19 protein-coding genes are annotated in these 22,647 nt (G+C 65.5%); 6 read left to right on the forward strand and 13 right to left on the reverse strand.

Annotation, left to right across the window (positions count from 1 at the left end; genetic code table 11):
- Positions 1-284: 284 nt before the first annotated feature.
- Complete coding sequence (locus tag ACCQ16_RS14100; RefSeq protein WP_011348083.1) at positions 285-719, reverse strand: OsmC family protein; 435 nt, start codon at positions 717-719, stop codon at positions 285-287.
- Between the two features lie 31 nt (positions 720-750).
- Positions 751-1,608, reverse strand: coding sequence for a pirin family protein (locus ACCQ16_RS14105; protein WP_277572622.1), 858 nt, complete (start codon positions 1,606-1,608; stop codon positions 751-753).
- A 230-nt stretch (positions 1,609-1,838) separates the two neighbouring features.
- On the opposite strand from ACCQ16_RS14105, the gene ACCQ16_RS14110 reads away from it, so the two are divergent.
- On the forward strand, positions 1,839-3,911 hold the full coding sequence (locus tag ACCQ16_RS14110; protein WP_218531292.1) for a carbon starvation CstA family protein: 2,073 nt from the start codon (positions 1,839-1,841) through the stop codon (positions 3,909-3,911).
- Positions 3,911-4,135 carry a YbdD/YjiX family protein gene (locus tag ACCQ16_RS14115; RefSeq protein WP_003488133.1) on the forward strand — a complete coding sequence of 75 codons (225 nt, stop codon included), beginning with the start codon at positions 3,911-3,913 and terminating at the stop codon, positions 4,133-4,135. The genes ACCQ16_RS14110 and ACCQ16_RS14115 overlap by 1 nt, the downstream gene beginning before the upstream one ends.
- Before the next feature lie 610 nt (positions 4,136-4,745).
- Here the strand turns inward: ACCQ16_RS14115 and ACCQ16_RS14120 are convergent.
- Positions 4,746-5,450 carry an HAD family hydrolase gene (locus ACCQ16_RS14120; protein ID WP_011348086.1) on the reverse strand — a complete coding sequence of 235 codons (705 nt, stop codon included), beginning with the start codon at positions 5,448-5,450 and terminating at the stop codon, positions 4,746-4,748.
- Between the two features lie 203 nt (positions 5,451-5,653).
- Here ACCQ16_RS14120 and ACCQ16_RS14125 point away from each other — a divergent pair, with 203 nt between their 5' ends.
- Positions 5,654-6,463 carry an ankyrin repeat domain-containing protein gene (locus ACCQ16_RS14125; protein WP_172397285.1) on the forward strand — a complete coding sequence of 270 codons (810 nt, stop codon included), beginning with the start codon at positions 5,654-5,656 and terminating at the stop codon, positions 6,461-6,463.
- Positions 6,464-6,499: 36 nt separating this feature from the next.
- Positions 6,500-7,684: a Tle-like phospholipase domain-containing protein gene (locus ACCQ16_RS14130; protein WP_011348088.1), complete on the forward strand. Its 1,185-nt coding sequence runs from the start codon at positions 6,500-6,502 to the stop codon at positions 7,682-7,684.
- Between the two features lie 326 nt (positions 7,685-8,010).
- On the opposite strand, the gene ACCQ16_RS14135 is transcribed toward ACCQ16_RS14130, so the two are convergent.
- From ACCQ16_RS14135 to ACCQ16_RS14170, 8 genes are all read right to left on the reverse strand, one after another.
- Positions 8,011-9,261, reverse strand: a complete 1,251-nt coding sequence (locus ACCQ16_RS14135; RefSeq protein ID WP_011348089.1) for a DUF819 family protein — start codon at positions 9,259-9,261, stop codon at positions 8,011-8,013.
- 167 nt (positions 9,262-9,428) lie between these two features.
- Positions 9,429-9,644, reverse strand: a complete 216-nt coding sequence (locus ACCQ16_RS14140; protein WP_008572430.1) for a hypothetical protein — start codon at positions 9,642-9,644, stop codon at positions 9,429-9,431.
- A gap of 667 nt (positions 9,645-10,311) precedes the next feature.
- A complete protein-coding gene (locus ACCQ16_RS14145; protein WP_008572425.1) occupies positions 10,312-10,920 on the reverse strand; it encodes a nucleotidyltransferase family protein in 609 nt (202 codons plus the stop codon).
- A 405-nt stretch (positions 10,921-11,325) separates the two neighbouring features.
- Positions 11,326-12,330, reverse strand: a complete 1,005-nt coding sequence (locus ACCQ16_RS14150) for an XdhC family protein (RefSeq protein ID WP_008572422.1) — start codon at positions 12,328-12,330, stop codon at positions 11,326-11,328.
- Positions 12,327-14,534, reverse strand: coding sequence for an aldehyde oxidoreductase molybdenum-binding subunit PaoC (gene paoC / locus ACCQ16_RS14155; protein ID WP_277572621.1), 2,208 nt, complete (start codon positions 14,532-14,534; stop codon positions 12,327-12,329). Before paoC ends, ACCQ16_RS14150 begins: the two co-directional genes overlap by 4 nt.
- Position 14,535: 1 nt before the next feature.
- A complete protein-coding gene (locus tag ACCQ16_RS14160; RefSeq protein ID WP_071117639.1) occupies positions 14,536-15,486 on the reverse strand; it encodes an FAD binding domain-containing protein in 951 nt (316 codons plus the stop codon).
- Positions 15,483-16,133: an aldehyde dehydrogenase iron-sulfur subunit PaoA gene (gene paoA, locus ACCQ16_RS14165; protein WP_029819880.1), complete on the reverse strand. Its 651-nt coding sequence runs from the start codon at positions 16,131-16,133 to the stop codon at positions 15,483-15,485. Before paoA ends, ACCQ16_RS14160 begins: the two co-directional genes overlap by 4 nt.
- A gap of 428 nt (positions 16,134-16,561) precedes the next feature.
- The gene (locus tag ACCQ16_RS14170; RefSeq protein ID WP_014090655.1) at positions 16,562-17,569 is read right to left on the reverse strand and encodes a zinc-dependent alcohol dehydrogenase family protein; all 1,008 of its coding nucleotides are present in this window, start codon (positions 17,567-17,569) and stop codon (positions 16,562-16,564) included.
- Positions 17,570-17,856: 287 nt separating this feature from the next.
- On the opposite strand from ACCQ16_RS14170, the gene ACCQ16_RS14175 reads away from it, so the two are divergent.
- A complete protein-coding gene (locus ACCQ16_RS14175) occupies positions 17,857-19,341 on the forward strand; it encodes a sensor domain-containing diguanylate cyclase (RefSeq protein ID WP_372379988.1) in 1,485 nt (494 codons plus the stop codon).
- A gap of 285 nt (positions 19,342-19,626) precedes the next feature.
- On the opposite strand, the gene ACCQ16_RS14180 is transcribed toward ACCQ16_RS14175, so the two are convergent.
- Positions 19,627-20,166 (reverse strand): single-stranded DNA-binding protein, encoded by a 540-nt coding sequence (locus tag ACCQ16_RS14180; protein WP_218541117.1) that lies wholly within the window; start codon positions 20,164-20,166, stop codon positions 19,627-19,629.
- 275 nt (positions 20,167-20,441) lie between these two features.
- Here ACCQ16_RS14180 and ACCQ16_RS14185 point away from each other — a divergent pair, with 275 nt between their 5' ends.
- Positions 20,442-21,440: a polyprenyl synthetase family protein gene (locus ACCQ16_RS14185; RefSeq protein ID WP_277572620.1), complete on the forward strand. Its 999-nt coding sequence runs from the start codon at positions 20,442-20,444 to the stop codon at positions 21,438-21,440.
- Positions 21,441-21,645: 205 nt separating this feature from the next.
- Here ACCQ16_RS14185 and ACCQ16_RS14190 read toward each other — a convergent pair whose 3' ends face one another.
- The gene (locus ACCQ16_RS14190) at positions 21,646-22,446 is read right to left on the reverse strand and encodes a dienelactone hydrolase family protein (RefSeq protein ID WP_277572619.1); all 801 of its coding nucleotides are present in this window, start codon (positions 22,444-22,446) and stop codon (positions 21,646-21,648) included.
- Between the last annotated feature and the right edge of the window lie 201 nt (positions 22,447-22,647).

Genomic DNA, 22,647 nt, shown 5'->3' on the forward strand with positions numbered 1-22,647 from the left:
GCGCACTGATGCTCGTGCCCTCGCGTGTCGCGCCGACGCGCATGAGGCGACGCCCGAGCGGCTTGCGCATGCACCAAGCGCACCGATGCGTCCAGCCGCTCAACGATTTTGATTCCGGCGGCCACCACGTGCGGCGGCGATGGGCTGGAGAACGCTCACGGTTGCAAACGTTGGAGCAGTGGCGCACGTCATGTCGGCATACGCCCGGAATCGGGGTGGACCGATCGCTCGTTCCAATTCCGATTCCGCACTCACCGAACCCAAAGACTGCCGGCAAGCGTCTGTCAGTCGCTTCGAATCGCCGTGTCTCCACCGCCGCCAGCCGCCTGCAACTGAGTCTCGATGCGCACCTCGCCGGTCAGCAGGCGATGGATCGGGCATTTGTCGGCCACCTCCATCAACCGTGCGCGTTGCTCGTCGTCGAGCGCACCGTCAAGCACCACCGCGCGGGCGATCGCCGTGCCGGCAGCGCCGCGCTGCGTGTAATGCAGATGCACGTGCACCGCCGTCAGCGGCCAGTGCTTGCGCGCGGCCACCATCGACACCGTGATGGCGGTGCACGCACCCAGTGCGCCCAACACCTGCGATTCGGGATCCGGCCCGGCGTCGCTGCCACCATTGGCCGGCTGCGTATCGCCGCTCCAGGTGTGCAGCCCGTCGTGGATACTGACCGTGTACGGCACCGTGCCGGTACGCACGCTGACGGGCCGGTCACTCATTGCCGGCTCCTGCTGTCGTACGCGGGCCGGTTCAAAACCGGCCTTCCTGGAAATCGACGAACGCCTGCATCAGCTCCTGCTTGGTATTCATCACGAACGGGCCATGCCGCATCACCGGCTCGTTGAGCGGGCGGCCCGCGACCAGGATCAGCTGCGCACCGTCGGCACCGGCGTGCAGGCGCAGGCGCTGTCCGCCACCCAGCACGGCCAGCTGCTGCGCCGGCAACACGCGCGCGGTGTCGCTCTCGCCCACCGTCAGCGCGCCCTCGAAGGCATACGCGAACGCGTTATGTCCGCTGGGCAGCTGATACTCCCATTCCACGTTCGGCTCCAACGCGATATCCAGGTACACCGGGCTCGTTGCAGGTTGCACGATCGGCCCGACCACCTCGCCGACCGCACCGGCAATCACCTTGACCGTCACGCCGGGCGCCGGATGCGCCACCGGAATGTGGTCGGGTGCGTACTCCTGGTACTTGGGATCGGTCATCTTCTCGCGCGCCGGCAGGTTCACCCACAACTGAAAGCCGCGCATGCGCCCGGATTCCTGCTCCGGCATTTCCGAATGGATCAGCCCGCGCCCGGCGGTCATCCATTGCACGCTGCCCGGCGTCAACAGGCCTTCGTTGCCGTGGTTGTCCTTGTGGCGCATGCGCCCGTCGAGCATGTAGGTCACGGTCTCGAAACCGCGATGCGGGTGGCTGGGGAAACCGGCCAGATAGTCTTCGGCCTTGTCGGTGCCGAATTCGTCCAGCATCAGGAACGGGTCCAGCTCCGGCAGCTGCTGGGTGCCGATGACGCGGGTCAGTTTGACCCCGGCCCCGTCGGAGGTCGGCATGCCGCGAATGGTGCGCAGTACGTGCGCTGCTGTGGTGGTCATGGTGCTCATCGCTTGTCCCTGTGCCCTGTGGCGAAGCGCCAATGATGGGTGCGCGCGGGCCGCCGCCCAACCGCGACCATTGCAACCGATCGTTCCAAACGCCGCCAGCGTGCCAGCGCTCTAACCGATCTATGACCGCAGCACCGTACGACCAAAGTTTTAACCCGTTGCGCCCGCCTGGCATTGACCGCAGCCGGGCGTGGGGGGACCCTTGAACGAATCGTTCCTGAGGGGCATGCATGAAAGGGTTCTCCAAGCTGGCCTGGGGCGCGTTGGCGCTGCTGGCCGCGTTCTGCCTGGGTACCGTTGCGCTGCGGCGTGGCGAGCACATCAACGCGTTATGGATCGTGGTGGCCGCGGTGTCGATCTATCTGATCGCCTACCGGTTCTACAGCCTGTTCATCGCCGACAAGGTGATGCAGCTGGACATCACCCGCGCCACCCCGGCGGTCGCCAACAACGACGGCCTGGATTACGTGCCCACCAACAAGCACGTGCTGTTCGGCCATCACTTCGCCGCCATCGCCGGCGCCGGGCCGCTGGTCGGTCCGGTGCTCGCCGCACAGATGGGCTACCTGCCCGGCCTGCTGTGGCTGGTGGTGGGCGTGGTGTTCGCCGGTGCGGTGCAGGACTTCGTGGTGCTGTTCCTGTCCAGCCGTCGCAACGGCCGCTCGCTGGGCGATCTGGTGCGCGAGGAAATGGGCCAGGTGCCCGGCACCATCGCCCTGTTCGGCGCCTTCCTGATCATGATCATCATCCTGGCGGTGCTGGCGATGGTGGTGGTCAAGGCGCTAGCGGAAAGCCCATGGGGCATGTTCACCGTCATCGCCACAATGCCCATTGCGATCATGATGGGCGTCTACATGCGCTACATCCGCGTCGGCAAGATCGGCGAGATCTCGGTGGTGGGGTTGATCCTGCTGCTGGGGGCGATCTGGCTGGGCGGCAAGGTGGCCGCGGACCCGACCTGGGGGCCGGCCTTCACCTTCACCGCCAAGCAGATCACCTGGATGCTGATCGGCTACGGCTTCGTCGCCTCGGTGCTGCCGGTGTGGCTGCTGCTGGCACCGCGCGACTACCTGTCCACCTTCCTCAAGATCGGCACCATCCTGGCCCTGGCGATCGGCATCCTGGTTGTCATGCCGGACCTGAAGATGCCGGCGCTCACGCAATTTGCCTCCACCGGCGATGGCCCGGTCTGGAAGGGCGGCATCTTCCCGTTCCTGTTCATCACCATTGCCTGCGGCGCGGTCTCCGGCTTCCATGCGTTGATCGCGTCCGGCACGACGCCCAAGCTGCTCGCCAACGAAGGCCACATGCGCTACATCGGCTACGGCGGCATGCTGATGGAATCGTTCGTGGCGATCATGGCGCTGGTGGCCGCGTCGATCATCGAGCCGGGCATCTACTTCGCCATGAACAGCCCCGCCTCGCTGGTGGGCTCCGACACTGTCGCAGTGGCTGCCAAGATCAGCGAGTGGGGCTTCTCGATCACACCGCAGGTACTCGAGGCCACGGCACGCGATATCGGCGAGCACAGCATCCTGGCGCGCGCCGGCGGTGCCCCTACGCTGGCGGTGGGCATCGCGCAGATCCTGCACCAGTTGCTGCCGGGCGAAGACACCATGGCGTTCTGGTATCACTTCGCCATCCTGTTCGAAGCCCTGTTCATCCTGACCGCGGTAGACGCCGGCACGCGCGCCGGCCGCTTCATGCTGCAGGACCTGCTGGGCAACTTCATCCCGGCGTTGAAGAAAACCGAGTCGTGGACCGCCAACATCATCGCCACCGCCGGTTGCGTGGCGCTGTGGGGCTACCTGCTCTACACCGGCGTGATCGATCCGTTCGGCGGCATCCAGACCTTGTGGCCGTTGTTCGGCATCTCCAACCAGATGCTGGCCGGGATCGCGTTGATGCTGGGTACGGTGGTGTTGTTCAAGATGAAGCGCGACCGCTACGCCTGGGTCACCATCGTGCCGGCGCTGTGGCTGTTGTTGTGCACCACGTACGCCGGGTTGATCAAGATCTTCGACAGCAACCCGGCGCAGGGCTTCCTGGCGCAGGCGCACAAGTTCCAGGCGGCCATCGCCAGCAACACCATCACCGCGCCGGCCAAGACAGTGCCGCAGATGCAGCAGATCGTCACCAATGCCTACGTCAACACCGGGCTGACCGTGCTGTTCCTGTTCGTGGTCGGCTCGATCCTGATCTATTCGATCAAGACGATCGTGGCAGCACGCCGCAACCCGCAGCGCACCGACCGCGAAACCCCGTACGTGGCGTTGCAGCCGCATCAGATGGCAGACCTGTAATGGGCACGCAACTCGTCTTGGCCAGTCACTATCAGGCGCATCGCCGCATCTGGCGGCGCCTGATCCAGACCGCACGGCTGTGCTGCGGCATCCCCGACTACGACAACTACGTGCGCCACATGCTGGAAAAGCATCCCGATAAACCGGTGATGGACTACCCCGCCTTCTTCCGCGAGCGCCAGGATGCGCGCTATGGCGGCAAGAGTGGGTTTCGCTGTTGTTGATCGGTGACGGTTGATTGCCTGGCCGGTCGTCGGCCGATCAAGAGGTAGAACCGCAACAGGGCGCGATGCGAATCGCGCCCTGTTGCGTTGGCTCGACCGCAACTCGATAAAACGAATCACGTAATGGCGCATTCGCTCGTCGCAGCGCCTGTCGATGTGATGGCCAATCGATCCGCAGCAAAAACCCAATCGACGCGTGCAGGAACCTGTTCGCGGCAGCGAGCTGCTTTCACCAGGCGTCAGTCAACTGTCTAGTGCGGTGTCCTCGCCACTTGCGGGACCGTTGGCGGCATGGATGCCGCCAACGACTCCCATGGACGGGTTCACGGCGTATCCCGCAAGCGGCGAGGAAACCGCGCACTCGACGACCCAGCTTTTGAATGCGTCAAGATTGGGCGATGACGCGAATCGCGATCACTCGGACGGATCGCAACGTCCAATCCATCAATTGCAGGACACTACCCGCGCATTGGCTGCGGGCCCTCTCACGTTGGTCGTTACGCATGTTTCGACAAGACAACCGAACACCTTGCGGCGCGGTGTCCTCGCCGCTTGCGGGACGGGGCCACTGCGTACCCATGACACCGCCCCCCCTCACCAAGCTGCCGCCTTACCCAGCCCGCTTTTGCGCCAACCGCGCGAACAGCGCAGGCAAATCACGCATGTCGTCGAACACTTCAAGCACACCAATGCGGCGCAGGGTGTCGCCATGCCCCGGTGGAATGTGGCTTGCACCGGTAAACCCCAGCACCTGCATGCCGGCCGTCACGGCCGCGGTTGCACCGGTGGGGCTGTCTTCGATGACCACACAACGCTGCGGCGCGACTCCGGCGGTGCGTGCCGCCAGCAGATACACGTCCGGTGCCGGCTTGGGCCGCTCCACCATGTCGGCGCTGAAAATACGTCCCGCCGCGCGTGCGGTGAGCCCGGCCCGTTCCACCGAGGCAATCACATTGTGGCGCCGGCTATTGGAGGCCACCGCCAACGGCAGTGGAATCTGCTCCAACGCCTCGCGTACGCCTGCGATCGGCTGCACCTGCGCCTGGATCAAGGCCTCGCTGCGCGCCTGGATCTGCGCGAGCAGGGTCTCTGGCAACTGCAATGCAAAGCGCTCTTCCACCCGCCGCAGCACCTCGCGCGTGGTCTGCCCGAAGGTGGTTTCCAGCAGCTGTTCCAGCGGCTCGCTTGGCACGAAAGACGCCAGCGCCTCACGCATTACCCGGTCGGCCAGTATCTCGCTGTCGACAAGAACGCCATCACAGTCACTGATCAGTAGCTCGTACGCCATCGCACCCATCTGCTCACAAAGCGCCATTATGCCGGCCCGGGTGTGACCGTCGGCTGTGGGGCAGCAGGCTGTGGCGATGGACACTTCGCCGCTTGCAGCATGCGCACCATCAGGACAGGCGGCCCCGAGCATGCGGCCCGCCGTACCGTCATGTCACAAAAAGCCATGTCACGAAATCTTACCGCAAGCGATTTTTCCAGCTGCTAGGATCTGCCCCGCTGCGGCGGGACTTGCTGCAGCGTCATCAGGAATGCGATCAGGAGAAGGAGATTTCGATGCAACCGCGATTCCCCGCCCTGCTCGTTCTTGCGACCTCGTTTTTCGCGGTCTCATGCACCGCCTCGCCCGGTGCCAAGGAGCAAACCACCATGTCAGCTACGCTGCAGGACCACACCGTCGCCTTCCGCGACCCCGCCCTGACCGACATCGCCCAGGCCATTGCGCACGGTGATGTGGCCCGGATCAAGGCACTCGCCCCCACTGTCGATCTCGCCGCGCATGGCGATCAAAACGTCACCTTGCTCGAATGGGCAATCTGGAACGAACAACCGCGCGCGCTGGCCGCATTGCTCGATGCAGGTGCAGACCCATCGCTCCCCGGCATGGACCAGGAAACGGTCGTGCACATGGCCGCCATGGCGCAAGACCCGCAGTATCTGCAGATCCTGTTGCAGCACAAGGCGCCGATCGATGTCGTCAGCGCGCGAGCGGGCTGGACGCCGCTGTTTCGCGCGGTGCAGAGCAAGCGCGATGCGCAGATCGATTTGCTGATCAAGGCCGGTGCAGATGTACAGCGCGTCGACCACACCGGCAACAGCCTGCTGCACCTTGCAGCGCAAAGTGGCGCAGCCAGCCCTGCAGTGCTCGCCCTGCTCAAGGCCGGTGTCGATCCCACCGTGCGTAATGCCCAGCAGAAGACCTTCCAGGCGTATTTCTTCACCACGCCGGACCGCCTGCTCAACGCCAGCGGCCAGCAGGTCAGGTCGGACGTACGCGCGTGGTTGAACGCCCACAACATTCCCGTGGAAAGCAGCCGCTAAGCGCGCTTTTCGCATGACGAACGCAAGGAGCCGCGCATGAGCCCGTCAGAATCCTCTTCTTCCACCCCGTTCGCAGAATCGATGCGCGGTCAACAACCGCATCCGGAAGACCGCCAGCTTCCAGCGATGCTGCAGGACCTTTACGCCACCGCCGCGCAGCGACGCGAAGGCGGTGCCGAAACCTTTGCCGCCCTGCCCAATGGCTGGTCGCGCATGGACGACCGCGCGCTGCAGCAGGCAGGCATCGACCCTGCCCTGCTGCACGACGCCAAGAGCGGCTTCGATGCCGCGTTCTATCGCAATGATCAGGGGCAGGTGGTGCTGGGCTTCTGCGGCACCGACGAAGGCAAGGACTGGAAGCACAACATCGGCCAGGGCCTGGGCTTGGACGATGCGCAATACGCTTCAGCGATCCAGCTCGGTAGCCAGGCCAAACAGGCGTTCGGCGACCAGGTGGTGATCAGCGGGCATTCGCTGGGCGGCGGTCTGGCCGCGGCATCGGCAATGGTCAACGACATTCCGGCGGTGACCTATAACGCCGCCGGCGTCAACGACCGCACGCTGGAGCGCCAAGGTCTGGATGCATCGGCGGCCAAGGATTACGCCAACAGCGAATTGATCCGCGGCTACCACGTCAAGAACGAAATCCTGACCCATCTGCAGGAAGACAGCATCCCGCTCAAATGGGCCATGCCCAATGCGGCCGGTCATCAGATCGAACTGCCCGAACCGGACCCGTTGTCCTTCGGCCAGCGCCTGGTGCCGGGCATGATGCTCAAGCATCGGCTGGATCTGCACGGCATCGATTCGGTGATGAAGGCGCAGGACATGCAGTCGCAGGACCAGGCGCGCGGCACCGCATTGCAGCCCGGCAGCCAGCTATTCAACGACGCGGTGGTGCAGTTGGATGGGCAACGCGACCGCCTGGGGCTGCGCGACGACACCGCGTTTCTCAATACCGCTGCCAGCGTGGCCGCGCGTGCAGGCAACGATGGCTTGCAGCGTATCGATCACCTGGTGCCCAACCGTGACGGCGACAGCCTGATCGCGGTGCAGGGGCGCATGGACGACCCGGCCCATCTGCGCAGCCATGTGCAGACGGCATCGGCAGCCAACGAGCCGGCGCAGACCAATGTCAGCCAGCTGCACCAGCACAATCAGCAACACACCCAGCAGCCGCCGCAACCGCAGGAAGAGCAGCGCCGGGTGATTCAGCAGTAAGGCGCCGGTGGCCCGCGCAATGTCGCGGGCCACTCTTCGCCCTGCACGCGGCTGGCAGCAGCGCGTCAAGGTCTTGCGCGCGATCGCTGCCGGCTTCGCGCAGTGCAGCGTGTCTTTGAGACTAGTGCGCGTGTTCGACCGCGGCGCGACGTGGCCGACACCGTGTCATCGGAGTCGTCAGCCAATCGCGCACGATGCGCAGACGCGGCATGCCAGGCGCGGCACATGACGCAACGCCGAGCATCGCCCAGCCGCACTGGCGATTGCACAGCGGTGTGATACCTCGCTCGGTCGCTTCATCGTGGCGTTGCAGATTGCGGCGCGAGTTATCCAGCGCCTGCCATCGCCCGCAAGGTAATGCCGACCAGATAGGCCAGATAGGTGCCGGTGGCGTAGCCCATCGTGCCCAGCAGCACACCGACCGGCGCCAGAGCCGGGTGAAATGCCGCGGCAACCACCGGCGCGGAGGCCGGGCCGCCGATATTGGATTGCGAGCCGATCGCAAAATAAAAGAACGGCACCCGCAACAACCGGCCAAGCCCCCATAACACGGCAATGTGCACGGCAATCCAGATCAGGCCGAGCAGGAACAACCATGGCCGGTCCAGCAGCGCCAGCAGATCCATCTGCATGCCGATGCATGCGATCAGGAAATACAGCAGCAAGGTGCCGATCCTGGACGCGCCCGCGCCCTCCAGCGTGCGCGCACGGGTAAAGCTCAGCAGCAGGCCCAGGCTGGTCGCCAGCACCACCACCCACACGAACGGCGTGTCCAGGCTGAACTGGCTGGCCCAATCCAACTGCGCCTTGCACCACGCGGCAAGAGGATTGGCCAGGGCATGCGCAAGGCCGACACCGCCGAATGCCACCGCCACGATCACCATCAAGTCGGCCAAGCTGGGAATGCGCGCATGCTCGGCCTGGAAGCGCGCCATGCGCTCCTGCAAGGCATCCAGCGCCCGGGTGTCGGCACCGCTGCGTGCATCGATCTTGCGCGCGCGGCCGGCCAGGAAGATCAGCGCCGCCATCCACACATAGCCCACGCCGACATCGACCACCGCGAACTGCCCGAACGTGGTTGCGTCCACATCGAACACTTCGCGCATCGCCAGCATGTTGGCGCCACCGCCGATCCAGCTGCCCGCCAGCGCTGCCATGCCGGCCCAGGTATCGCCGGCCACGGTGGCCGGATGCAGCCAGCGCATCACCCAGAACGCCACCACCGCACCCAGCATGATGCTCAGCGATGCGCCCAGATACATCGCCACCAGCTTGGGGCCGAGCCGCAGGATCGCGCGCAGATCGATGCTCAAGGTCAGCAGGATCAATGCCGCAGGCAGCAGCACGTCACGGGCGATCGGGTTGTACAACCGGGTGTTGGCACCATCGATCAAACCGACCGTGTTGTAGATGCCGGGCAGCAGATAACACAGCAACAAGGCCGGCACCACCGCGTAGAAACGCCGCCAGAACCCCTGCTCCCGTGCAGACGTCCAGAACACCGCGCCCAGGGTGGCGGCGATCAGGCCGAACACGACGATATCGTTTCGAATCAGCGCAGCACCGGCAGCATTCACGACAGGCGGACATCCAGAGAAGTAGCCGCCAGAGCGCGGACCGGACCCAGGTGGCCGATCCCTCGAATCTAGCCGACCCGGACGTCTGCGCAAACCCCGCACAGCTGCGGACAGCCGCCACCGTGGGCAATGGTTTACTGCAGCAAGCGACAGCGTTGCCTACGGCCTCAGCCGTAACGCCGCACCACCCGATCGCCGCCTCCGGTGTTGACCACCACGCCGCTGGGCTGGCCGGTGGTCAGGCAGTGCAGCTTTGCCATCCATTCGGCAAAGTCCAGGGCGCCCTGCTCGCGCAAATACCGCAGCGGCGACCAGTGCGGGCGGGTTACCCACCAGCCGCCCTGTGCGGGGTGGATGCGTACGACATAACGAGACTCGTCCATCAGGCCTCCGGCCAGTGCGTCTAGCGGTCGAGCAAAGGCGCATGGGGCGTGGGGCCGCGATGCGCGAGGAATGGGAACGCCTTCTCCCGTCCGGTATGCCGGCGTGCCCTTACTCAAGGGGCCGCGGGAGAGTAGCCAATGGCCCCGCGTCCGGCATAGCCAGGATGTTCTTTTACGCATGCCAACGCCGTCGGGCTGACACTGGCAGGTCGGTAGGAAAATTCTTACGTGACACACATCACGTCCAGCGCTACATTCGGTCAGGACTGGTGAACGCCGCGTCATCAGCAACCGTCAGACGAGCGTGGACGGTGCGCAGTGGGTGATCAGTCGCTCTTGAAGACTGCCTCTGGGGAGGGGTTGCATGCATCTGCTTAGGAAATTCCAGTTTTCGGTCAAGACCGCCATGGTCATTGGCTATGTGTTGGTGATCAGGGAAGCGGTCGTGCTGTGGTCGTAAGGCTGTTGCACGGTTGAGCGTGTCGGCCAGGCATGTCGGTTGGCGGGCTGCAAAAAAGAGGTAACGCGCCTGGACCGGTGTCGGTGATCGGCACCGGTCACGTCAGCGTGCGTGCAGTGACGGTGCCTGCCGCTGACGGTGCGGCCGGCGCCGATCGTGTCAGGACCCAGGCTGCCAGAGATTTGCGTGCGTACCCGTCACGGCGTCTCAGTCCGCATCGACCCAGCCGCGCTGCTGCGCGGCGGCCAGATCCGTCGGCGTGTCGATATCCAATGCCAACGCCGGGGCGCTTACGCACCCCAGGCTCTGCATGTCCAGGCTGGCGAACAGGCCACGCAAGCCGCTATCGGCCTGCAATGGCACATCCGCCCAGGCCGCATGCGTGACCACCGCGGGAATGCCGCGCACGCCGCTGTAGCCACTGGTTGCACACCCGGAGACGGCGCGATCGGCTTCTTCCAGCAGGGAGCGCAGATGCGGGGCATCCAGCGCAGGCTGATCGCACCCCAGGATCAGGCTGCGTCGCAATGCCGGGTCGCCCTGCACATGCCGGCGCAACGCGGCCAGGCTGGAGCCCATGCCCTCGGACCAATCGGGGTGCCGCAGTATTTCGACATCCAGATCCTGCAATACCTCGCTCAACGTATCAGCATCGGCACCCAGCACGACCACGCAGCGGCGTGGCGCAGTCAGTAACGCAATGCGAGCGGCGCGATGCAGCAACGGCTCGCCATCGCGCATCAGCAATTGCTTCGAGCGGCCAAGCCGGCGCCCTGCCCCGGCGCCCAGCACCAGTGCGGCGTGATCGCCACTCATGCGCCGTACGCTGCTGGCGTGGCGGCAGCAGCGTGCGGTGCTGGTTGCCAGACGGCGGGAGCGTGGCGCTTTCCGACGTCGTCACCACGTGCGGAATGGTGGGTGGCGAAGAAGCTAACGCGAACAGCATCACGCGAGACGTCGACGTGGCGATCCGGAACAGGGGTCATGGCGACGTGCTGCTTGAATGGAAGACAGCTGCAGCCTAGAGCGCCGGCTGTGCGTGCAAGGTGACTACCCTTTGCGTGCGCTGTGGATGCATTGGCGAAGGCCTGCCCATGGCGATGCAGATGACAGCGTGCTGTCGGAGGCCTGCCACGATAGTGCTCGAAAGCAGCTGTGTGCGACCCGACCGGCTGCGATGCGCCTTGATGACTCACGCACGCGGCAGGAGCAGCCAGCGACTTATCGGCTTGCGGTCACGGCCTGTAGATCTACCACCGCTTGCGTGGCTTCGGCGATGATGCCGAGCGCGATGGTGTGCGGTGACGAGCGCCCCATGCGCCAGCCCGCCGGCAAACGCAGACGTGCGAGTGCGGCATCGCCATACCCAAGCGCCCGCAAGGCCTGCAAGCGACCTTCGCGCTTCTGCCGGCTGCCGAGGATGCCGATGCAGGCAACAGGGGACGCCAAGCCGCGCTGCGCAACCTGCATGTCGATCTCGGCATCGTGGGCCAGGCTATACAGCGCGGTGTCGGCATCCAGATGCAGGTCCTGCAGCGCATCGCCCAACGCACGTCGGTCGTAGTGCTCGGGCGCCAAGCCCGGCGGCGGTTCGCCCGGACCATGCGGCCGCAACACGCGCACGTCGATGCCCATCTGGCTGGCCAACGACACCAGCGCCAGCAGCGATGGGTCAGCGCCGACCAGCACCAGCCGCAACGGCGGACGATGGCTGCGCACGAATTCGCCTGCACGCGCGTCCTGTGCATTTGCCAGGTAACGCACCGTGCCGGACGCACGATCCAAGGCCACATGAAATGCACGCCGATGCTGGCGCGCGTTACGCCAACGTGCGAGGTGCTCACCCAGATCCGGCACCGGCCACACCAGCACGCCGATGCGCCCGCCGCAGCTGAGCTGGATGTCCAGCACCTGGCTGCCTTCGCCATAATCCAGCCAGCGCGGCTGACCATCGCGCAGCGCTGCCATGGCTTCATGTGCCACCGCCGCCTCGACGCAGCCGCCTGAGACATAGCCTGCCACGTTCCCATCGGCGCTGATGGCCATCTCGCTTCCCAACGGCCGTGGGGAGGAGCCTTGCACATCGATCAAGGTTGCCATCGCCACGCGCTGCCCTGCACGCTGCCATGCGCTCAACGTTGGCAACAAATCGTCGAGCAACGCGTAGCCCGGCCATGCCGGCCACGCCGGCGGCGCATGCGCGATCGGGGCAACCACCGCGCTCACGCGCGCAGCATCTCGGGCAGGTGCGGCAGCAATTTGTCCAGGGTCACCGGATAGTCGCGCACACGCACGCCGGTTGCGTTGTACACCGCATTTGCGATTGCTGCTGCCACGCCGCAGATGCCCAACTCACCCACGCCCTTGGCCTTCATCGGCGACGATAGCGGGTCGCTTTCTTCCAGGAACACCACGTCCTGATGCGGGATGTCCGCATGCACCGGCACTTCATAGCCGGCCAGGTCGTGGTTGACGAAAAAGCCCAGGCGTTTGTCCACTGCCAGCTCTTCCATCAGTGCCGCGCCGGCGCCCATGGTCATGCCGCCGATGACCTGGCTGCGTGCGGATTTGGGATTGAGGATGCGTCCTGCGGCGCATACGGCAAGCATGCGCCGGATGCGCACTTCGGCGGTGGCCACATCCACGCCTACCTCGACGAAATGCGCACCGAACGTGGAGAGTTGATGCGTCTTGCTGAGGTCGCCGAACTCGATCTTGTCTTCCACCACCAGCGCGCCACTGGCCACGGCATCGCCGAGCGCAATGCGCTTGCCACCGGCGCGCACATAGCCATCGGCAAATTCGGCAGCGGCCGGATCCAGGCCCAATTGCCTGGCCACCGCTTCACGCAACTTGACTGCGGCCGCATAGACGCCTGCGGTGGAACTGTTCGCGCCCCATTGCCCGCCGGAGCCTGCAGAGGCCGGAAAGCTCGAATCGCCCAGGCGCACATCCACCCAGTTAAGCGGGACCCCAAGCATTTCCGCAGCGGTCTGCGCAATGATGGTATAGGAGCCGGTCCCGATATCGGTCATGTCGGTTTCCACCACCAAGCGCCCGCCCTGCTCCAGCCGCATACGCGCGCCGGAGGTCGTGACCGGCGCGTTGCGAAATGCCGCCGCCACGCCCATGCCGACCAGCCAACGACCGTCGCGCGTGCTGCCCGGCCTGGCCTTGCGCTTGGACCACTCGAATCGCTTTGCGCCATCTTCCAGGCACTTGACCAGCTGACGCTGCGAGAACGGGCGTTGCGGATTTTCCGGGTCCACCTGGGTGTCGTTGACGATGCGGAACTTGACCGGATCCATGTCGAGCTTTTCGGCCATCTCGTCCATGGCGATTTCCAACGCCATCAACCCCGGCGCCTCGCCCGGCGCGCGCATGGCGTTGCCTTCGGGCAGATCGAGCACGGCCAGACGGGTCGTAATCAGGCGGTTAGCACCAGCGTAGAGCAATTGCGTCTGTGCAGCGGCGTTTTCCGGGCTGCCGTCGGGCAAGTCGCCCGACCAGCTTTCATGCGCAATCGCCGTGAGCTTGCCGTCGCGCCCGGCCCCAAGCCGGATGCGTTGCACCGTGGCCGGGCGGTGGGTGGTGTTATTGGCGATCAGCGGCCGCGGCAACATCACCTTGACCGGACGTCCGACCTGACGCGCGGCCAGCGATGCCAGGACTACATCGGCACGCAGGAACAGCTTGCCGCCGAAACCGCCGCCGACATACGGCGACATGATCCGCACGTTTTCGCGCGGGAGGCCCAGCGTCCTGGCCAGATCGCCGGCACCCCAATTGATCATCTGATTGGATGTCCACACGCTGAGCTTGTCGCCATCCCACATGGCAATCGATGCGTGCGGCTCCATCATCGCGTGCGAATGATCCGGTGTGGTGTATTGGGCATCCAGTTGCACCGGCGCCGTAGCGAAGGCAGCGTCGAAGTTGCCGACATTGCTGTTGGGCGCGTCGCCCTTCTTGGTCACCTTGGCGCCGCCACGGGCCTTTTCCAGATCGTAGGCGCCAACGTGCCGGCCGTAATCGACCTTGATCAACTGGCCGGCCGCACGCGCCTGCTCGAAGGTTTCCGCCACCACCACGGCAATGGCCTGGTGGTAATGCGCGATCTCGGGGCCGCCCAACAGCTTGGCGGTGTTGAACTTGCCCTTTTGCAACTTGCCTGCGTTCTGCGCGGTCACGATGCCCAGCACGCCCGGCGCCTTGCGCGCCGCGCTCAGATCGATGCTGCGAATGGTGCCCTTGGCGATGCCTGCGCCCACCACATGCCCGTAAGCGGGCTGGCCCGGCAAGTCGTGATGTTCGTAGGCATACGGTGCCTGCCCGGTGGTCTTGAGTGGCCCGTCGATACGGTCGACGGGCTTGCCGACGACAGTGAGCTGATCGATGGGATTGGTGCCGGCGGGAGTGTCGAATTTCATATCAGGCCCTCGTGTCGGCCAGGATCGCGGTCAAGGTGCGCTCGACCAGCGGCACCTTGAATGCGTTGTGTTCGGTGGGCTGTGCGCCGTCGAGCAACACGGACGCAATGGCGCGGGCACCCTCTTTCGCTCTGGCTTCGGCAGCTTCGCTGCGCCATGGCTTGTGCGCGACGCCGCCGACTGCGACGCGCGTACTGCCGTCGCGCTGAACGACGGCGGCCACCGACACCAGGGCGAACGCATACGAGGCACGGTCGCGCACCTTGCGGTACACGTGCGTGCCACCCAGCGGCTTGGGCAAGGTGACGGCGGTGATCAATTCGCCGCGCTCCAGCACGGTTTCCAGATGCGGCGTCGTTCCCGGTGCGCGATAGAACTCGGACAGGGCCACGGCGCGCGTCTGCCCATCCGGGCGCACCGTTTCCACCACGGCATCAAGCAGGCGCATGGCAATGGCCATATCGCTGGGATGGGTGGCAATGCACGCATCGCTGGCACCGATGACTGCCAGTTGACGGTTATAGCCACCGATGGCCGCGCAGCCACTGCCAGGCAGTCGCTTGTTGCACGGCTGATTGGTGTCGTAGAAATAGGGACACCGCGTCCGTTGCAGCAGGTTGCCGGCCGTGGTGGCGCGATTGCGCAGTTGTCCCGAGGCACCGGCCAGCAATGCGCGCGACAGCACGGCGTAATCGCGGCGCACGCGCTGGTCGGCCGCCAGATCGGTGTTGCGCACCAATGCACCGATGCGCAGGCCGCCCTCAGGCGTGGCCTCGATGGTATCCAGGCTCAGGCCGTTGACATCGATCAGGTGCGACGGCGTTTCGATCTGCAGCTTCATCAGATCGAGCAGGTTGGTCCCGCCTGCGATGAACTTGGCACCGGGCTGGCGCGCGGCCTTGGCTGCCGCATCTGCTGGCGAGGTGGCCCGCTCGTAGCTAAAGGCCTTCATGCGCGGCCTCCGGCAACGTCGTTGATGGCTTCAACGATGTTGGAATACGCACCGCAGCGGCAAATATTGCCGCTCATGCGCTCCTGCAATTCGGGTGTGGTGAGCTTGGTCTTTCCGGTGAGGTCTTCGGTGACATGGCTGGGGATCCCGCGCTTCACCTCGTCCAGCACCGCCACTGCCGAACAGATCTGCCCGGGCGTGCAATACCCGCATTGGTAGCCATCGTGCTTGACGAACGCCGCCTGCATGGGATGCAACTTGTCCGGCGTGCCCAACCCTTCGATGGTGGTGACCTTGGCGCCCTCGTGCATCACTGCCAGCGACAGGCACGCGTTCATGCGTTGCCCGTCGACGATGACCGTACAGGCGCCGCACTGGCCGTGATCGCAGCCCTTCTTGGTGCCGGTGAGATGCAGATGTTCGCGCAGCGCATCCAGCAAGGTGGTGCGGTTATCCAGCGTCAGAGCGACCGGCTTGCCGTTCACCTCGAAAGCGACCTGGCTGGATGCATTGGCAGGCTCGGTTGCCGGCCGCTGCGAGATCGCAGTGGCGGCGGTGGCGGCCATCGACTGGGTTGCGGCAACGCTGGCTGCCGATGCCGTTCCTGCGATCAATACCTCGCGACGGGTCATCTTGATGTCTCTCATGGCTGGCATCTCCAACAATGCTGGCTTTTACAGTTCTCAATCAATGTGCAGCGCTGCCGGTCACAAGCGCGTGAGTGCGCGGTGGCGCCTGCGGGCGTGAAGCGGTGTATTGCCCGATTCTAGTAGCCGCCTTTGCCCGCATTAGCGCTGGGTGCTGCATGCGCCTATGAAAGACGCTCATCACTGCGAGTAACCAGGCCCATGCGCCGATGACGTTGGAGACGGACGGGCCGGCCGAACAGTTCTTGGAATGTGCACGTGCAGCACGTTGGTTGGCCGCCGTGGGCTGCGAACGAACGAAACTCGAGAAGTATTGGTTGCGCTCGCCAGCAGCATCATGCAGGCGGCGGCCCTTGCACACGTCGAACTACGGAATTCACGCGCCGGCGCTGCGGACGCATCGCCCGCGCTCAGTACCGCGGGCTGGATCAGAACTCCAGCGCGATCTTGCCGAGATGCCCACCGGCCTTCTGCAGCGCGAACGCTTCACCGATCTCATCCAGCGCAAAGCTGCGATCGATCACCGGCCGCAGCGGCAAGCTGTCGAGTGCGCGCACCAGGTCCTGTTGATGCCTGCGGCTGCCAACGACCAACCCCTGCAGGCGTTGCTGGCGCCCCATCATTTCGGCAGTCGGAACCGGCCCAGCGGCACCGGTCAACACACCGATCAAGGCGATATGCCCACCTACGCGCGCTGCACGGATCGATTGCGTCAGCGTGCCCGGGCCACCGACCTCGACCACATGGTCCACCCCACGCCCTTCGGTGATGTCCAGGACCTGCGCCGCCCATTCGGGATGCTGCCGATAGTTGATGAGGTGGTCGGCGCCGAGCGCTCGCACCTTCTCCAGTTTCTCGTCGGATGAGGAAGTGGCGATCACGCGCGCACCCATCGCCTTGGCAAATTGCAGCGCGAAAATCGACACGCCGCCGGTGCCTAGTACCAATACGCTGTCGCCGGCCTTGAGCCCGCCATTGACCGCAAGCGCGCGCCACGCGGTAACGCCGGCAGTGGTCAGCGTCGCAGCCTCGGCATGGCTGTAACCGCGGGGTGCATGGGTGAATGCCTGCGCGTCGGCGACGACCGCCGAGCGCGCATAGCCATCGACGCCATCGCCTGGGGTGGTGGCAAAACCGGCATGCAAGGGCTCGCCGTCCAGCCACTGCGGGAAGAAGGTGGACACCACATGATCGCCCACTGCGAACTCGTCGACCTCCGGCCCCACTGCTTCCACCACGCCGGCGCCATCGGACATCGGAATACGCCCGTCTGCGGTCGGCATCTGCCCGAGCACAACGCCCAGATCATGAAAATTGAGCGAACTGGCATGCAGGCGGACGCGGATCTGACCGCGTGCAGGCTGCCCCGGATCGGGCAGTGCAACCGACTGCAGCGATGCGATGGCGGCGGGATGGCGAAGACGAATAGCGTGCATGGGGAACTCCTGAGCGTGATTCAGTACCCGGGATAGCATGCTGCCCGTTACGCAAACGCAGTCGAGCTGGCTCTGACATCTGTCGCAGTGCGTGGTGATGCGCTGCAGCGAGCGCTGCTGCAGCGGCGATCGCGCGTGGCGACCTGGGCAAGCGGGCTGTTGCATACAACGTGAGGCAGCAATCACAGATCTGTCATTGCACGTATTGCCGCACCTAGGCACGCGCGCCGCGACGCGTAGGCTGGCACGGCGGTTGCATCGCCCTGGTATCCAGACAGGTAGCCACAGTGACGTCAACAAGCAAGCGGCGGCGGCAACGTGCTCAGCGCATCGCGCTGCATTTCGTACTGACTGTGTCTTGGATGTTGTTGCTCGGCTCGGAGTATTGGTCCATCCACGAAGAACGCGCGACCGCGCTGCGCAGCGCACAGGCGCAGTCGTTGAATCTGGCCAATTCGCTGGCGCAGCATGCCAGCGACACCCTGTCCATTGCCGACGCAGTGCTGTCCGGGTTGGTGTCGCGGGTCGAACACGACCAGGGCTCCAGCGCGGCGCGTTCTGCGATGCATGAGTTTCTGGTGCGCGAAGCGCGCCGCTCCGATCGCCTGCATGGCATCTTCATCTATGCCGCGGACGGCAGTTGGGTGAGCTCGTCGCTGGACAGCACCCCCAGGACCCACAACAACGCCGACCGCGCTTATTTCAAATACCACCGCGACCATCGCGACGCCTTGTCGATGGTCGGCCCGCCCGTGCAAAGCCGCTCGGACGGCTCCTGGGTGCTGACGTTGAGCCGCCGTCTCAACGCCCCCGGCGGCGAGTTCGCCGGCGTGGTGCTGGTCACCCTGCAGCTGAAGTATTTCCAGAACTACTACAGCACCTTCGAAGTTGGCCCGCACGGCACCATCGGCATGACCAACGACGATGGCATCGTGATGGTGCGACGGCCAGACAAACAGGGCGTGATCGGCACCTCGATCGCGGGGACGTCGATCTACGTGACCATGCGCGCGCGCAAGCACGGCACCGCCACCTATCGCTCGCCGATCGACGGCGTGGAGCGCATCTCCAGCTTTGCACCGGCGCGCCCCTATCCGCTGACCGTGCTGACCGGCGTTTCGGTCGACGATGCGTTGGCGAACTGGCGGGAAGCCGCGCGCCAGCGCATCGTGGTGGCCGCGCTGGGCTGCACCCTGCTGCTGGGCGTGGGGATCTGGCTGGATTTGCAACTGCGCCGCATGCATCGCAACGAAGCCAAGCTGAGCACCGAAGCCTGGGTAGACGCATTGACCGGCATCGCCAACCGGCGCGCCTTCGACCACCGATTATCGCGTGCGTTGCAGGACGCGGTTCGCCTGGAGGCGCCATTGTCGGTGCTGATGATCGACGTCGACCACTTCAAGCTCTACAACGACACCTATGGCCACGTGAACGGCGATGCCTGCCTGCGTTTGATCGCAGGCGCCATTGCCGGCTGCTCGCGCCGCAGCGAAGACCTCGCCGCGCGCTACGGCGGCGAAGAGTTCGGCATGATCCTGCCGCATACCGATGCCGCCGGCGCGCTGCGCCTGGCCGACGCCGTGCGCAATGCGGTCGCCGAGCTCGGCCTGATGCACCTGTCCAGCCCCACCAGCGCGCACGTCACCGTCAGCATCGGCGCAGCCACCTTCGAGCCGGGGGAAGCGCCGCTGAGCCCCAACGCCATCGTGCACGATGCCGATTCGGCGCTGTATCGCGCCAAGCAGAAGGGACGCAATCGCACATCGGCCTAGGGCTGCCGGGGTGCCGACAACCTGCAGTAGAGGTCACGCAGCTGTCGTAAGGTGGATGTCGCGAGCCTGGAGCAACGCATGGACGGCGCACCCACTCCATGCGTTACGCACAAGCCTGCGATGGAGGGGCGCTGCACGTACGACCCGCGCCTCCGAGCACGCGTGACACCCGCGTGGCCCTTGCCGCCGTTCTGCCGAAACCGGCCAATGCCTGCGCGGACTTCCCATAACGCGGAAGGCCCGCGCAATGCGGGCCTTCCTGGATGACGCAACGACGAGCTGTCCTCAGAAGGGGATATCGTCGTCTGCGAAATCGTCCATCGGCGGTGCCGACTGCTGCTGGGCCGGCTGCTGACGGCGCGGCGCATAGTCCTGACCACCGCCACCGCCACCGCCGCCGTATCCACCACCCTGCCCACCGCCGCCGCCCTGCTGACGCGGCGCCGAGCGCTGCGGGCGATCGCCGCCCATCCCGCCACCGCCGCCTTCACCCCGGCCGCCGAGCATCTGCATCTCGTTGGCGACGATGTCGGTGCTGTACTTTTCCACGCCGTCCTGGCCGGTGTACTTGTCGTAGCGCAGTTCGCCTTCGACGTAGACCTGCGAACCCTTGCGCAGGTACTCGCCGGCGATTTCGCCCAGCTTTCCGAAGAACACCACGCGGTGCCACTCGGTGCGTTCCTGGTTATTGCCGTCGCGGTCCTTGCGCATGCTGGTGGTGGCCAGGCTCACGCGCGTGATTGCCATGCCGGCCTGGGTGTACTTGGTGTCGGGATCGTTGCCGAGGTTGCCGACGAGGATGACTTTGTTGATGCCGCGGGCCATAGGTGCTTCCGAGATGATGCGCTGGCGCCGGGAGCGCGCAACGATGAATGTCTGTGCGGCAATGTTACCGCACCTGCCGCTCGGCGGTCCTGGCAGGTTGCCGCGCGGCGCTGCCGGGCAAGTGCCTTGCCAAGGGTCGGAAATCCAGCCCGTACAGACCTTTGCGGGTAACGGCCCAGCTGCGCAGGGCGGCAAATGTGAAGACGCCGGATGTGCCCGGCGGGACGGATCCGGCCGGGGCACCTATAATCGACCCACATCACGAATGCCTGCGCATGACCATCGCCGAAGACCTCCCCACCGTGCTGGGCCTGCCCCAGATCCAGTCCCTCGCCGCGCCCGACATGGCCGCGGTCGACGCACTGATCCGCCGCCGTCTGGCCTCGGACGTCGTGCTGATCAACCAGATTGCCGATCACATCATCTCTGCCGGCGGCAAACGCCTGCGCCCGATGCTGGTGATGCTGGCCGGCCACGCCGCTGGCGGCTCCGGCCCGGAGCACCACCAACTGGCGGCAATCATCGAATTCATCCACACCTCGACCCTGCTGCACGACGACGTGGTGGACGAATCGGACCTGCGCCGCGGACGCAGCACTGCCAACGCGCTATGGGGCAACGCTCCCAGCGTGCTGGTGGGCGACTTCCTGTATTCGCGCAGCTTCCAGCTGATGGTCGAACTGGACCGCATGGAAGTCATGCAGATCCTGGCCGACACCACCAACCGCATCGCCGAGGGCGAAGTGCTGCAGCTGCTGCACGTGCATAACCCCGACACCGACGAAGCGGCCTACCTGCGCGTGATCGAGCGCAAGACCGCGGTGCTGTTCGCCGCCGGCACGCGTCTGGGTGCGCTTGCCTCCGGCGCCAGCGCGCAGGTGCAGCAGCAGTTGTACGACTACGGCATGCAGCTGGGCTTTGCCTTCCAGATCGCCGACGACGTGCTCGACTACGCCGCCGAGGCCGCGGACCTGGGCAAGAACCTGGGCGACGACCTGGCCGAAGGCAAGGCCACCCTGCCGCTGATCCACGCGATGGCGCACTCCGATGCCAACACCCGTGAGCGCCTGCGACAGATCGTCGAGCAAGGCGATGCGGCGGCGATGCCGGAAGTGCTGGCCGCCATCCATGCCACCGGCGGGTTGGACTACAGCCGTCAACGCGCGGCCGAATACGCCGCTGCCGCCGAACAGGCGCTGGAAACCCTGCCGCACAGCCCTGCCGTGGCGGCGTTGCGCGGCCTGGCGCGCTACGCGGTCGAGCGCACGCACTGATCCGGCGCGCAGCGCGCGCCGGCCGGGATTTGAGATTGGAGATCAGGGATTCGCAAAGGCGGCGTGATCGCGGTTTTGCGCGTCCCGACATCGGTTAGCCGAATGATTGATCAGCGCAACGCCCGAGCAAAAACCCGGGGGTTTGATTCGCTGAAGGACGGGACTTCGCTCTTGCGAATCCCCAATCCCAAATCACCAATCCCGGTTACTGCCCAAAGCGCTCGTCGAAGAAATCGCCGAGCATGCGATACGCCCGCTTGGCCGCACGCGGGTTGTACAGGCAGCCCGGCGGGCTGTTGGCGTCGGCCTCGGCAAAGCAATGCACCGCGCCGCTGAAATTGACGAATTGCCAATCCGCGCCGGCTGCATTCATTTCGGTTTCGAACGCGGCGATATCCGCCTTGCTCACGCTCTTGTCGTCGGCACCGTTGAGCACCAGCAGCGGCGTCTTGGCCGAGCCGGCGGCGGCCGGGCTGGGAGTCGCGATGCCACCATGCAGGCTCACCACGCCGGCCAGCTGCGCGCCTGAGCGCACCAGCTCCAGCACCGTGGTGCCGCCGAAGCAGAAGCCCACCGCACCGATGCGCGCTGCGTCCAGCGGCGCCTTGCCGGCCTGCGCCTTGAGCACCTCTACCGCTTTCAGCGCGCGTGCGCGCAACTCCGGCGGATCCTTCTTCAGGGCGCCGGCGAACTGCCCAGCCTCGCTGTCGTTGGCCGGGCGCTTGCCCTTGCCATACACGTCGGCCACCAGCACCACGTAATCGTCGCCGGCCAGCTGCTTGGCCTTGGTCACCGCCGATTCGTTGACACCGCGCCAGTTGGGCACCATGACCAGCCCCGGGCGCTTGGCATCGCCGGCATCGTCGTACACCAGCACGCCGCTATAGGTGTCCTTGCCGATCTTCCATTCCAGCGGCTTGGCCTGCATCGCCGCTGCTGCGGGGAAGGCCAGCGAAGCCAGAACACCGATCAACCCAATGCCACGCCATGTCCGTTGCTTGTACATGTGCTTGCTCCCAGGATGGTGCGGCGAGTGTAGGCGCTGCTGCCGTGCAGGAGAGGTCATCGTCGCCGCTGCCGGCCACGGTGGCGGCAGGCAGTCAGTCCGATCGCACCTGCGCGTTCGCATGCGCTGCGCATGCGTGCTTTCGAGGCGATCGCGCCATCGCGGCGGCGCTGGCGTTGGCGCGGCGACCAACAGGCAACG

Source organism: Xanthomonas sp. NCPPB 1062 (assembly GCF_041481705.2).
Classification (GTDB): Bacteria; Pseudomonadota; Gammaproteobacteria; order Xanthomonadales; family Xanthomonadaceae; genus Xanthomonas; species Xanthomonas euvesicatoria.